Annotated in this window: 14 protein-coding genes; 5 read left to right on the top strand and 9 right to left on the bottom strand. The window is 61.5% G+C overall.

Annotation, left to right across the window (positions count from 1 at the left end; translation table 11 throughout):
• Positions 1–26 precede the first annotated feature (26 nt).
• Together NVV77_RS11280 and NVV77_RS11275 are read left to right on the top strand one after the other, a co-directional pair.
• Positions 27–674: a LysE family translocator gene (locus tag NVV77_RS11280; protein ID WP_295413095.1), complete on the top strand. Its 648-nt coding sequence runs from the start codon at positions 27–29 to the stop codon at positions 672–674.
• Positions 674–1,522 (top strand): 23S rRNA (adenine(2030)-N(6))-methyltransferase RlmJ, encoded by an 849-nt coding sequence (locus NVV77_RS11275; protein WP_295413094.1) that lies wholly within the window; start codon positions 674–676, stop codon positions 1,520–1,522. Before NVV77_RS11280 ends, NVV77_RS11275 begins: the two co-directional genes overlap by 1 nt.
• Positions 1,523–1,525: 3 nt before the next feature.
• Here the strand turns inward: NVV77_RS11275 and NVV77_RS11270 are convergent, their stop codons facing one another.
• From NVV77_RS11270 to thpR, 5 genes are all read right to left on the bottom strand, one after another.
• Positions 1,526–1,900, bottom strand: a complete 375-nt coding sequence (locus NVV77_RS11270; protein WP_295413091.1) for a restriction endonuclease — start codon at positions 1,898–1,900, stop codon at positions 1,526–1,528.
• Complete coding sequence (gene rlmN / locus NVV77_RS11265; protein WP_295413088.1) at positions 1,900–3,108, bottom strand: 23S rRNA (adenine(2503)-C(2))-methyltransferase RlmN; 1,209 nt, start codon at positions 3,106–3,108, stop codon at positions 1,900–1,902. The genes NVV77_RS11270 and rlmN overlap by 1 nt, the downstream gene beginning before the upstream one ends.
• A 437-nt stretch (positions 3,109–3,545) precedes the next feature.
• Entirely contained in the window at positions 3,546–4,046 is a 501-nt protein-coding gene (locus NVV77_RS11260) for an invasion associated locus B family protein (protein ID WP_295413086.1), read from the bottom strand.
• 87 nt (positions 4,047–4,133) lie between these two features.
• Positions 4,134–4,655, bottom strand: a complete 522-nt coding sequence (locus NVV77_RS11255) for an invasion associated locus B family protein (protein WP_295413085.1) — start codon at positions 4,653–4,655, stop codon at positions 4,134–4,136.
• Positions 4,656–4,874: 219 nt separating this feature from the next.
• Positions 4,875–5,414 carry an RNA 2',3'-cyclic phosphodiesterase gene (thpR, locus tag NVV77_RS11250; protein ID WP_295413082.1) on the bottom strand — a complete coding sequence of 180 codons (540 nt, stop codon included), beginning with the start codon at positions 5,412–5,414 and terminating at the stop codon, positions 4,875–4,877.
• A gap of 306 nt (positions 5,415–5,720) precedes the next feature.
• On the opposite strand from thpR, the gene NVV77_RS11245 reads away from it, so the two are divergent.
• The 3 genes from NVV77_RS11245 (at position 5,721) to NVV77_RS11235 (ending at position 7,547) form a co-directional block, all read left to right on the top strand.
• Positions 5,721–6,446, top strand: coding sequence for a Bax inhibitor-1/YccA family protein (locus NVV77_RS11245; protein WP_295413079.1), 726 nt, complete (start codon positions 5,721–5,723; stop codon positions 6,444–6,446).
• 98 nt (positions 6,447–6,544) lie between these two features.
• On the top strand, positions 6,545–7,042 hold the full coding sequence (locus NVV77_RS11240) for a GNAT family N-acetyltransferase (RefSeq protein WP_295413076.1): 498 nt from the start codon (positions 6,545–6,547) through the stop codon (positions 7,040–7,042).
• A 4-nt stretch (positions 7,043–7,046) separates the two neighbouring features.
• Positions 7,047–7,547, top strand: coding sequence for an ATP-binding protein (locus NVV77_RS11235; protein ID WP_295413073.1), 501 nt, complete (start codon positions 7,047–7,049; stop codon positions 7,545–7,547).
• On the opposite strand, the gene NVV77_RS11230 is transcribed toward NVV77_RS11235, so the two are convergent.
• From NVV77_RS11230 to acnA, 4 genes are all read right to left on the bottom strand, one after another.
• Positions 7,510–7,983 (bottom strand): GNAT family N-acetyltransferase, encoded by a 474-nt coding sequence (locus NVV77_RS11230; protein ID WP_295413070.1) that lies wholly within the window; start codon positions 7,981–7,983, stop codon positions 7,510–7,512. The two genes, NVV77_RS11235 and NVV77_RS11230, sit on opposite strands and share 38 nt — an antisense overlap.
• Complete coding sequence (locus NVV77_RS11225; RefSeq protein ID WP_295414436.1) at positions 7,980–8,330, bottom strand: DUF2794 domain-containing protein; 351 nt, start codon at positions 8,328–8,330, stop codon at positions 7,980–7,982. Before NVV77_RS11225 ends, NVV77_RS11230 begins: the two co-directional genes overlap by 4 nt.
• A 304-nt stretch (positions 8,331–8,634) precedes the next feature.
• Entirely contained in the window at positions 8,635–9,372 is a 738-nt protein-coding gene (locus tag NVV77_RS11220) for a thioredoxin family protein (protein WP_295413068.1), read from the bottom strand.
• Positions 9,373–9,505: 133 nt separating this feature from the next.
• Positions 9,506–12,259: an aconitate hydratase AcnA gene (gene acnA / locus NVV77_RS11215; protein ID WP_295413066.1), complete on the bottom strand. Its 2,754-nt coding sequence runs from the start codon at positions 12,257–12,259 to the stop codon at positions 9,506–9,508.
• Positions 12,260–12,413 lie beyond the last annotated feature (154 nt).

Below are 12,413 nucleotides of genomic sequence, written 5' to 3'. Positions count from 1 at the left end.
TCCGCTGCCTCAAGGCCAAACAAGCCATGTCCGCCTTCGTTCCTGACCTGCCCGTAATTTTGGCTTTTGCGCTGGCGACTGTGATACTCGCCATCACGCCCGGCCCCGATATGGCGCTGCAACTGAGCCGCGCCATCAATTATGGCCGTGCCCATGGCGTAGCGGCCATGCTCGGTGCCATGGCCGGTATTCTGGTGCACACGACCCTCGTGGCGTTCGGCATTTCGGTGCTGATCATTGCGGCGCCGCCCCTCTTCCTGGCGCTAAAAATCGTCGGCGCGCTTTATCTGCTGTGGCTGGCCTATCAGGCCATCGTGCATGGCGGTGGGCTGCGGATCGCCGAGGCGGCCAAGAAGCCGCCGACAGTGCGCCAGAGTTTTGCAACTGGCCTTGGCATCAACTTGCTCAATCCCAAGGTCGTTTTGTTCTTCGTGACCTTCCTGCCGCAATTCGTCGATGCGCATGATCCCGGTGCGACCTCGAAGCTGTTCTTCCTCGGCTTTGAATTCGTGCTGCTGTCGATCCCGCTCGGGCTCATTACGGTGCTGGCGGCCGACTGGCTCGCAGCCGCATTCAAGCGCAGCAAATGGGTCGAGCGCATTCTGAACTGGAGCTTTGCGGCAATCTTCACTGCCTTTGCCGCCACTATTCTCACGGCACAGGCGCGCCACTGATGAACTATCGTCACGTCTTCCACGCCGGCAATTTTGCCGATGTGGTCAAGCACACCATTCTCACCCGCATTCTCACCTACTTGATGCGAAAGGATGCGCCTTTTCGCGTCATTGATACCCATGCCGGTGTCGGGCTTTATGATCTCAAGGGCGACAAGGCGGAAAAGACCGGGGAATGGTTTGATGGCATCGGTCGCCTGATTGATCGCGGTCTGCCCCAGCCGGCTCAGGACCTTTTGGCGCCCTATCTCGGCGCGGTTCGCGCGCAGAATCCTGATGGAAATCTGCGATTCTATCCCGGCTCGCCGCTGATCACGCGCCACCTGCTGCGCCAGCAGGATCGGCTGATGGCGTTGGAACTGCATCCGGTCGATGTCGAAGCCCTGCGCGAAAATTTTGCCGGCGATTTTCAGGTTCGCGTCACCCATGTCGATGGCTGGCAGGCCCTCGGCACGCATCTGTCGCCCAAGGAAAAGCGCGGTCTTGTCCTCATCGATCCGCCCTTCGAGGAGCGGAATGAATTCGAGCGCATGGCGCAGAACCTGATCAAGGCTCACAAGCGTTGGCCGACCGGGCTCTATGCCCTGTGGTATCCGATCAAGGACCCCGAGCACGTCGCCGATTTCGTCGACATGCTCGCGGAAGCAGGCATCCCCAAAATCCTGCGGCTCGAGCTGAAGATTCGCGCAGCATCGCTCCCGCCGCGCCTCCATGGCACCGGCATGATCGTCATCAATCCGCCCTTCGTGCTCGAAGAAGAAATGCGCGTGCTGATGCCCGTGCTTTCTGATGTGCTGAGCGACGAGGGCAGGGGGCGCTGGACGATTGACTGGGTGGCGGGGGAATAGCGCCTAGCGCTCCTTTCTGGATTCCCGCCGTTCCTTTGTCATACGCGTCGGTGCATGGAAGCCGGGAGGCTTGGTTTGTACCCAGGCGATGAAAGCAGAAATCTCCGGATCGGCCTTGAGGCTTTCGACGTCTGCTAAACGCTTAGCCAGCTCGGTTTCCGAAAACCGGGCATGAATGGCGCTGTGGCAGATCTGGTGGAGGCGCACCGTGCCCATATGCGTGCCGCCCTTGAGGCGGGGCGTCAGGTGGTGGCGGCTGGATTTGGCGTCGGGGGGAATGGGTCTGCCGCAAAGCGGGCAGGTGGACGGAGCGCGCCGGGCCGCCGCTGCCTCGACGGCAGCGATGGCTTGTTCGACGCGCCGCGCCGAAGGTTTCATCAGACGCCGGCGAGGGCGTCACGATCCTTCTTGGAAAGGCGTTCGCTCTCGCTCTTGAGCTGGCCGCAGGCGGCAAAAATGTCGCGGCCGCGCGGGGTGCGGACGGGGGAGGCATAGCCTGCGCGGTTGACGATATCGGCAAAGCGCTCGATGCGGCTCGAGGGCGAAGTGCCGTAGTTCGAACCCGGCCAGGGGTTGAACGGGATCAAATTGATCTTGGCGGGGATGCCGGCCAGCAGCCGCACCAGTTCCTTGGCTTCGGCATCGGAATCGTTGATGCCGTCGAGCATCACATATTCAAAGGTAATGCGGCGGGCGTTGGAAAGGCCGGGATAGTTACGGCAGGCTTCCAGCAGCTCCTTGAGCGGCCACTTCTTGTTGATCGGCACCAAGACGTCGCGCAGGTCGTCGCGTACGGCGTGGAGCGAAATAGCCAGCATGACGTCGATCTCGCTGCCGGTCGGGCCGATATAGGGCACGACGCCCGAGGTCGAGAGCGTGATGCGGCGCTTGGAAATCGACATGCCGTCGCCAGCGGAAGCGATAAGCAGGGCCTGCTTGACGTTGTCAAAATTGTAGAGAGGCTCGCCCATGCCCATCATCACGATATTGGTGATGGCGCGGCTCTCGCCGCCCGGCACAAGGCCACCGTCATCGGGGCGCGAACCGCCGGGGAAATCACCCAGACGCTCGCGCGCCATGAGGATCTGGCCCAGGATTTCGCCTGCGGTCAGGTTGCGCACCAGCTTCTGCGTGCCGGTGTGGCAGAAGGAGCAGGTCAGCGTGCAGCCCACTTGGGACGAGACACAAAGCGTGCCGCGGTCACTTTCGGGGATGTAGACGGTTTCGACTTCCACGGCCGGAAAGTTTGGGTTCTGCGGATCGCGAAAGCGGAAGAGCCACTTGCGGGTGCCGTCGACGGAAACCTGTTCGGTGACGATTTCGGGGCGATCGAGAATAAACGTGTCGGCCAGCTTCTGGCGCACAGGCTTGGCCACATTGGTCATGCGGTCGAAATCGGTGACGCCATTCACATAGAGCCAGTTCCAGAGCTGGCTCGAGCGCATGCGGCCTTCCTTTTCGCCCACCACGTCATTGGCGACGAGCGCTTCGGCGAGCTGCGCCTTGGAAAGGCCGATCAGCGACGGCCGTGCGGCCGCCTGAGGGCGGATGGCGGTCGAATGGTCGAGGTTTAGCGCGATGCTCATGGCGGCTCAAAAAGGTCAGAAATGCGGGAAGTCCGCGGCCAATAGCATATGGGAGCGAAAAACACAAAGTCACGCCCGCGGGAGGCGGCTTTGCGAAGAGTGCAGGGCGCGGTGCCCAGCACTTTGTCCTGCCCGCGTCTCCGCGTCAGGTTTTTTGTAATTGGAACGGACCCCGAGGCGCCTTCGCCCCTGAATGTTTTAGTAGCGAGACGAAGCCGCCTCGGGGCGCTGATTTTTTGGACAAGACTTTTAGCGGCACTTGATCGCTCGTCGCATGCGGCCAGCCCCCGAACCCACACGGGAACGGTCCCGTGCGCTCAGCATCCCACGCAGCCGTCCGTCTCGACTCCGTCCCGTGCGGGGAATTTTTTGATTTTATGACGGGATGGAGGGGGCGGGGATAAGCTGGATAAGTTGGCGCGCCGGATGGCGGCCGATCAGCACTCGGCGCCGATGGCCTGCTGTGCGGCGGTGGCGCCCGAGAGCGAATAGTTCTGGATCACCTGGGTGCCGGCGGCGTTGACGCCCTGTACGGTCAGCGCAGATCCGGCGCGGATGGCGGCGGCGAGCGCGGCGGACTGGCCGGAATCGTCGAGCCAGGCGGCATCGCCCTGGGTGAAGAGAGCAAAGCTCTGGCCGCCGACGCTGATCGTCGCGACCGAGCCGGTCTGGAACGTGTAGCCGGCCACGATATTGATCTCGCTGACGACATCCTCGCCGGGGCGATTGGTGATGTAGAGATAGCCCTGGCCTTCGGCTGCCGGGTCCGAGGTCTTGGGCTTGGTCATGGCAAAGCAGATCGTGCCCGAACCGTCGTCAGCCGCGTAGCTCGACCAGTCCCGGAAATCCCCCAGCACCCGTGCCGACTGCGCCAGCGCCGGAAGCGCGGTGGCAAGAACCAGGGCGAGGGCGAGAGCGGATTTTTTTCCAAGGGTCATGGATGGGAAACTCGCGGGGTAGGATGGGCAGCGGGCCAAAGCCCGGCGCCCTTTATGGTCTAAATGCAGGAGTGGGCAAAGCCCAAATCACTTGCAGGCGGCGTCGATGGCGTTCATCGCGGCGGTGGCACCGGACAACGAATAGGTGTCGGTGGTATTGGTACCGCGCTGCGATGTGCCCTTGATCAAGAGCTGGCTGCCGGCCTTGAAGGCGGAAACGAAGCCTGCTTCGTCGCCGGTGGAGGCGAGCCAGGCGGCCGAACCTTCGGTGACCATGGGATAGGACTTTCCGTCCACCGAGGCGCTGGCATTGGCCGCGGTCGCATTGAACGGGTAGCCGATCAGGGTCTGGACTTCGTTCTTGGTGCCGAGGCCCTTGCGATGGATGATCATGAAGTGGATCGGGTCGCGATTGGCGCCCGCGGGTTCCGACTTCGTCGGGGTGGCCGAAATGTAGCAGATCTGGCCGCTGGCATCGGTTGCCTGCCAGGCGCTCCAGGCGTTGAACGAGCCCAGTTCGGTGGCTTGCTGCGCCTGGGCGGCCGCTGCAAAAGTTACAAGGGCAGTTACCGCGAGTCCAAAAACGAGACCACCGGTCTTTGTCTTCATTGCCAATTCTTCCTCTTTTCGCTGCCAGTCCGCGGGGGATGCGTCCGCCCAGCATGCCGCAAACATGGTTACCAAGCTGTCAAGCGGGGCCGTCATGCACCGCTTTTGCCTCAAATGCTCGGCAAAGGCGGCGGCAATTTGGCAGGTGCGCGGCACGAAGCCCCGCTTTGAACCCGAACGGTTAAAACGAGGCTAACGCTTGCGTGAGCAGAAGCGGCTTCAGGCGGCGAGGGGATAGGTCTCTTCCACCACATAGGGGCCGCCACCCACCGAATCCCGGCTCGAAAAGAGCGCGAAGCGGGGCACCGAAAAGCTCAGGGGTTCGAAGCGGCCTGCTTCGGCAATAAAGCGGGCCACATCTTCGGCGGCCGTACCGCGCAACCGCGCGAGGCTGACATGGGGGACGAACTTGCGCCCGTCGGGGGGCAGGCCGGCGCGCTGCAACATGCGCTCATGGGCTGATTGCAGACGGTTGAGCGCTTCGCTCGGCTCGACCCCGGCATAGAGGGCGCGTGGCTTGTCGCCGCCAAAAGTCCCAAGATGGGTGAGCCGGATCGGAAAGCTCAGGCTTTCGCTGAGATAGTCGAGATTATCCACGACCTCATTGGCGGTCTGCTTGTCGACATCGCCGATGAACCTCAATGTAATGTGATAGTTTTCCGGTTCGATCCAGCGCGCGCCATTGAGGCCGCCGCGCTTCAGCGACAGGGCAAAGCCGATGTCGGAGGGGATTTCGAGGCCGGTAAAAAGCCGGGGCATGGCAGGTCTCCCAGGCAGGAGCGATGGAATCTTGCGCAAAAGCGCGTCGCGATCTCAAGGATTCGCTTCCGGCGCTTTAGCTCCTTGTTTTTACGCATGTCCTTGTCCCGAAACCGATACCCGCTTTCGGGGAACATGCTCTGGAGCCTAACACAATCGGGTCATCTGGCCAGTCACAGATGTCGCAACGTTCCGTTTCGCCTTGTAAATCAACAGGTCCGAATCCATATTTGCACTCAAGTGGCAAAAGCCAATTGCCCCCGGCGGTGATATCGACCGCGATTTTCCAAGGGAAAGGGAATTAGAATGGCTGAATATGACCGTCAGACCCTCGGTGCGCGGGCCGGCTCGGCCTTGGCCATCGACGAGGGCCTTCGCAGCTATATGCTGCGCGTCTACAATTACATGGGCCTTGGCCTCGTGGTAACCGGCCTTGTGGCCTATTTCACCAGCCAGTGGGCCATGTCGAGCCAGGCGAATGCCGAGCTGCTTTATGCAAGCCCGCTTGCCTGGGTGATCATGCTCTCCCCGCTGGCTTTCGTGCTGGTGCTGAGCTTTGGCATCAACAAGCTCTCCGTTGGCGCCGCACAGGCCATTTTCTGGGCCTTTGCCGCCGTCATGGGCCTGTCGCTGTCGTCGATCTTCCTCGTCTATACCGGCGCCTCGATCGCCAAGGTGTTCTTCATCACCGCCGCTACCTTCGGCGCGATGAGCCTTTACGGCTACACCACCAAGCGCGACCTGACCGGCATGGGCAACTTCCTGATGATGGGCCTGATCGGCATCATCATCGCCTCGATCGTCAATATCTTCATGCAGTCCTCGATGATGGATTTCATCATCTCGGTCGTCGGCGTGCTGATCTTCACCGGTCTCACCGCCTATGACACGCAGAAGATCAAGGAAAGCTATTCGGACGCCTATGGCGCCGACGTCATGGCCAAGAATGCCATTATGGGCGCCCTGTCGCTCTACATGGACTTCATCAACCTGTTCCTGATGCTCCTGCGCCTGTTCGGCAATCGCGAGTAATCAGCAGGTTCCTTGATCCAGGAATCAAGGAATTTGGTTGGACTGATATTCGGACCGCAGCTTACAAAGGCTGCGGTCCTTTTCCTTTGTAAGCCGCCATGTCCGATTTTTCCCTCCGCCCGTTTGCCTGGTCCGATGTTCCCGCCATCACCGCGATCTATCGCCACTATGTCGAGAACACCGCCATCACCTTCGATACCGAAGCGCCGGGCGAGGAAGGCATTGCGGAGAAATATGCGGGCCTCTTGAAACTGGGTCATCCGGTCATCATCGCCGAACGCGCCGGCAAGGTGCTGGGCTATGCCTATGCGAGCTTTTATCGCCCCCGCGCCGCCTATCGGTTCACCTGCGAAGATCTGATCTATCTCGATCCCACCGAGACCGGGAAGGGTCTGGGCAAGGCGCTGCTGACCGAATTGCTCGTGCAATCGAAAGCACATGGTTTCAAGCAGATGTTGGCCGTCATCACCGCCGATACGGCCAATTCCATCGCCATCCATGAAAAGTTCGGGTTCGAGCATGTCGGCTACTACAAGTCGGTGGGCCTCAAATTCGATCGCTGGCACGATATCGTGCACCTGCAAAAGGCGCTTTGAAGCGGTGGCCCTGCTCATGCTGATGGTGGGCCTGCCCGGTTCGGGCAAGACGACGCGGGCCAAGGCGCTTGCAGCGGAGACTGGCGCCCTGCGCCTGACGCCGGACGAGTGGCAGACGCGGCTTTTTGCCGACGACATGCATCACCCCGACCACGACCTGCGGCACAACACAGTGGAAGCGATCATGTGGGACGTCGCGGCCCATATCCTGGCGGGTGGTGGCGACGTCATTCTCGATTTCGGCTTTTGGAGCCGGGCCGAGCGGATCGACTTTGCGCAGCGGGCGCGGGCGCTCGGGGCGGATTGCCGGGTGCAGTTTGACCATGTGCCGCTCGAGGAGCTGGAGCGTCGGATTACCGGGCGCAACGAAGGGGCGGAAGGGGGCCATTTTGTCATCCCGGTGACGACTTTGCGCGAGTGGGCCGAACTTTTCGAGGCACCTGACGCCGCCGAACTGGCCGGAAATTTCAGCCCGCCAGCACCTTCTTCATCGGATAGCCGTTGACCACGCGGCCACTTGCCTGCGGGCCGTCGCGGTGCCAGCCGGCGCGCTCGTAAAAGCGCTGGGCGGTGGCCGTCGCTTCAAGCCGCCCCTCTTCAAATCCAAGCGCCTGCAACTCGGCCTCGAGCCGCGCCAGCAATGCCTTGCTGAGCCCAAGAAAGCGCATGTCCGGTGCCACATAGTTGAGGGCGATTTCGCCGGTGCGCGTCACGGCGCCGACAGCGCCAATCACGCCCGCCGCCTCGGCGACGAACATCAAGAGATTGGCATTGGCCAGCATGGTGGCCACGCCTTCAGGCGACTTGTTGCGCGTCCAGGCGGCAATCGCGGTGGGATCATTGCCGTGATCGGCAGCGCAGAGATCGATGATGGAGGCCGTCAGAATGCGGCTCATGGCCGGCACGTCGTCCGGCTCCGCCGGGCGAACGAGAATGCTCATCCAACCACGGCCAGATCGGGGTCGAGTACGCGCAGGACCTGCGAAAGGTCGTGGCCGCGCTTGAGGATGCGGCCCTGCTGGTTGGTGACCATGTATTGGCCCTGCCTGGCGCGCAATTTCGGGTTTTTCTCGACCACGAAAAGCGGGCGTTCGGAGACGCGGGCATAGATGGAGAAGAGCGCGCGATCCTTGAGAAAATCCATGGCGTAGTCGCGCCACTCACCTTGTCCGACCTTGCGGCCATAGACCGAAAGTATCTGCATCAGTTCGCGGCGGTCGAAGGCGACGATGGGCTGGACGGGGCGGGCCGGCTGGTTCTGCGGTTCGCCCACATGCACCAGCGACAGATTGGCCAGAGACTCATTTGGCTGACGACCCTGCACGCGACCTCCACCGAGATTCATGTCATCGGACAGTCATGATCGGCATATTCCGATGGCTTGGCAAGGACGAAAAAATCCAATTTCGGCCACGATTCGTCCCTCAAGACGCCCAATTGGCCGGGCATCTTTTCACCATTGCCTCCAGCGGCTGGCAACCGGACCGACCGAGCCCCCAACCATGACGTCCGGTTGCCAGTCTCCTATCTGACCTCCAAGTCAGTCACGCCTGCTCCAAGCCCCCGGAGCAGGCGTTTTCTTTGTCCGGCTGTCAGGGTTCGTAGGCGCCGGCGGCGAGAATGGCGCCGGGCAGACCGCCACGCTCCTGCTGAACGACGATTGCGATGCCGGTATTGGCTGCGCCCAGCACTTCGCCGAGCGGCAGTTTCAGTTCGGCCCCGGTCTCGCTCTCCCACATGCCCAGTACCTGCCGTCCGGTCACCACCTGGGTATAGACCATCGACTTGCCGGCATTGTCGCCGCTGTCGATCTTGACGTCGGCGCGGTTCATATAGGTCACGAGCCAGACGACGGCGTCGGAGAAATCGGCCTTGGGTGGCACGGAAATTTTGAGCATGTCGCCGCTGAGCGTCAGGTCCATGGCGAGCGGCAGGCTGGCGCGGTCGACGGCCTGCTGCACCTCATTGCGGCGCGAGCCGACCACGGCCTTGGCGCCATTGACGACGATCTGCGGAGTATAGATGCGCGAGGAGCCCCAGCTCTTGGCATAGGCGCGCTGGCGGTCGGAATAGGCTTCCTGGGCGAAAGTGTCCTTCCAGCCCACATAGTCCCAATAGTCGACGTGAAAGGCGAGGGCGACGACGTCGTCGCGTTCGGCAAGGGCAGTCAGCAGCGCATCGGCCGGCGGGCAGGACGCGCAACCCTGGCTCGTGAACAATTCCACCACGGCCTTGGGTTCTATGTGCTGCTCCTCGGACGAGGCGCTGCCAAGCACGACAAAATTAGCCGCCAGCGCGAATGCGAGGCCGATGAGGGGTCTTGAGATCATGGGCAAGGTTGTATTCTGGCCCAACGCCCACTGCCTAGTCAAAAGAGGGTGAGAAGGGGTGGATTCACCGCAGACCGCCCCCGAAACGAAAATGGCGGCCCGAGAGCCGCCATTTCATTGGGTTTGGTTGGCACTAGGCCGCGACGAGGCTACGCAGCACGTAGTGCAGGATGCCGCCGTTCCGGAAATAGTCGAGCTCGTTGGCCGTATCGATGCGGCAGCGGGTTTCCACGTAGAGCACCGAGCCATCGGCGCGGGTGATCTTCACATTGACGGTGGCGCGCGGTTCGATCTGTTCGACGCCGGCAATATCGACGGTTTCGGTGCCGTCGAGGCCGAGGCTCTGCCAGCTTTCGCCATCCTTGAACTGCAGCGGAATGACGCCCATGCCGACAAGGTTCGAGCGGTGGATGCGCTCGAAAGACTGGGCGATGACGGCCTTTACGCCGAGCAGGTTCGTGCCCTTGGCGGCCCAGTCACGCGAGGAGCCGGTGCCGTATTCCTTGCCGGCAAAGATCACCAGCGGCGTGTTCTGGGCCTGATAGGCCATGGCGGCATCATAGATGGCCATTTGCGAGCCATCGGGGCCTCTGGTGAAACCGCCTTCGACGCCGTCGAGCATCATGTTCTTGATGCGGATATTGGCGAAGGTGCCGCGCATCATGATTTCATGATTACCGCGACGGGAGCCGTAGGAGTTGAAATCCTTCGGCGCGACCTGACGCTCGGTCAGATATTTGCCGGCAGGCGTGCCGGCCTTGAACGAACCGGCCGGAGAAATGTGGTCGGTGGTGATGGAATCAAGGAACAGCGCCAGAACGCGGGCCGAAACCACGTCGGTGACGGGTTTTGGTTCGATGGTAAGGTCCTCAAAATAGGGCGGGTTCTGCACATAGGTGGAGGAGCCGTTCCAGCCATAGGTCTCGCCGCCTTCGACGGAGATGGCCTGCCAGAGCTTGTCGCCCTTGAACACGTCGGAATAGCGCTTGCGGAACATGTCGGCATTGACGTGTTTCCGAACGATCTCTGCGATCTCGTGGTTGGAGGGCCAGATGTCCTTCAGATAGACCGGCTTGCCATCCTTGCTGGTGCCGAGCGGCTCGGTGGTGATATCGACATTGAGCGTGCCGAGGAGGGCATAGGCGACCACCAGCGGCGGGGAGGCGAGATAGTTGGCCCGCACGTCGGGGTTCACGCGGCCCTCAAAATTGCGGTTGCCCGAGAGCACGGAGGCCGCGACCAGCTTGTTCTCGTTGATCGTGTCGGAAATGGCCTGGGGCAGCGGGCCGGAATTGCCGATGCAGGTGGTGCAGCCATAGCCGACAAGATTAAAGCCGATGGCGTCGAGATCGGCCTGCAAGCCTGCCGCGGTCAGGTAGTCGGTGACGACCTGCGAGCCGGGCGCAAGCGAGGTTTTCACCCAGGGTTTTGAGTTGAGGCCGAGGGCGCGGGCCTTGCGGGCAACGAGGCCGGCGGCCACCAGCACCGAAGGGTTGGAGGTGTTGGTGCAAGAGGTGATTGCGGCGATGACAACCGAACCATCGGTAATGTGGTAGTCGGTGCCTTTTACCTCAAAGGCGGCTTCCTCTGGGATGTCGTGAACGCCGCTGGCGCCTTCGTCAACAAAGCGGCTTTCCTGCTTGTCGGCCGGAAGACGGGTGCGCTCGATGCGGCCGCCGGAAAGGTCCGGCAGGGCCGCGTCAAAGGCACGGGTGACGTCCTTGAGGGCGACACGATCCTGCGGGCGTTTTGGCCCCGAGAGCGATGGCACGACGGTGGACAGATCGAGTTCGAGCGTCGAGGTGAAGGTCGGGTCGGGCGTATCCGTGGTGCGGAACATGCCCTGGGCCTTGGAATAGGCCTCTACCAATGCCACGCGATCGGGATCGCGGCCGGTGGTGGAGAGGAATTTCAGCGTGTCGGCGTCGACAGGGAAATAGCCGCAGGTGGCGCCATATTCGGGGGCCATATTGGCAATGGTCGCCTGGTCTTCGAGGCTCAGGTAATCGAGGCCCGGCCCAAAGAATTCGACGAACTTGCCGACCACGCCCTTCTTGCGCAGCATTTCGGTGACCGTCAGTACCAAGTCGGTGGCGGTGATGCCTTCATTGATTTTTCCGGTGAGCTTGAAGCCCACGACTTCGGGGATCAGCATGGTGATCGGCTGGCCGAGCATGGCCGCTTCGGCCTCGATGCCGCCGACGCCCCAGCCGAGCACGGCAAGGCCATTGACCATGGTCGTGTGCGAGTCGGTGCCGACGAGCGTATCGGGATAGGCGACGGTTTCGCCATCCTCATCCTTGGTCCAGACGGTCTGGGCCAGATATTCCAAGTTCACCTGGTGGCAGATACCTGTACCGGGAGGAACCACGCGAAAATTGTCGAAGGCCGACTGGCCCCAGCGCAGGAATTCATAGCGCTCGCCATTGCGCTCATATTCGAGTTCGACATTCTGCTGGAAGGCGAGGGGGGTGCCGAAGGAATCGACCATCACCGAGTGGTCGATGACGAGATCGACGGGCACGAGCGGATTGATCTTTTGCGGATTGGCGCCGAGTTTTGCGGTGGCGTCGCGCATGGCGGCGAGGTCCACGACGGCGGGAACGCCGGTAAAATCCTGCATCAGCACGCGGGCCGGGCGATACTGGATTTCATATTCCGAGGTGCGGGTGACGAGCCATTCGGCGATGGCCAGAATGTCTTCCTTCTTCACCGTGCGATTGTCTTCAAAACGCAGCAGGTTTTCGAGCACGACCTTCATCGAGCCGGGAAGCTTTGAGACGCCCGCCAGACCGTTCTTTTCCGCCTCTAGAATGGAAAAATAGGTATAGGTCTTGCCACCGACCGTCAGGGTCGACTTGGATTTGAAGCTGTCTAGTGAGGCCACTTGCTCCGCCCTTTGCTGCTGTAACGCTGCCTACCGGAGAGCAATGGGGCCGCCGGTAAAACCGCGCTTTGCTGGAATGACTCTAATCTATGTCCTTTATAGTCAATCGGAAAAGCCCTTGCCAGTCTCGCCCCTCGTTCAATACGAGATGGGG

This window comes from Devosia sp. (assembly GCF_024707125.1).
In the GTDB taxonomy this organism is placed as follows: Bacteria; Pseudomonadota; Alphaproteobacteria; order Rhizobiales; family Devosiaceae; genus Devosia.
Note: the sequence above shows the minus strand (reverse complement) of the source record. Positions and strands in the feature narration are given on the sequence as shown.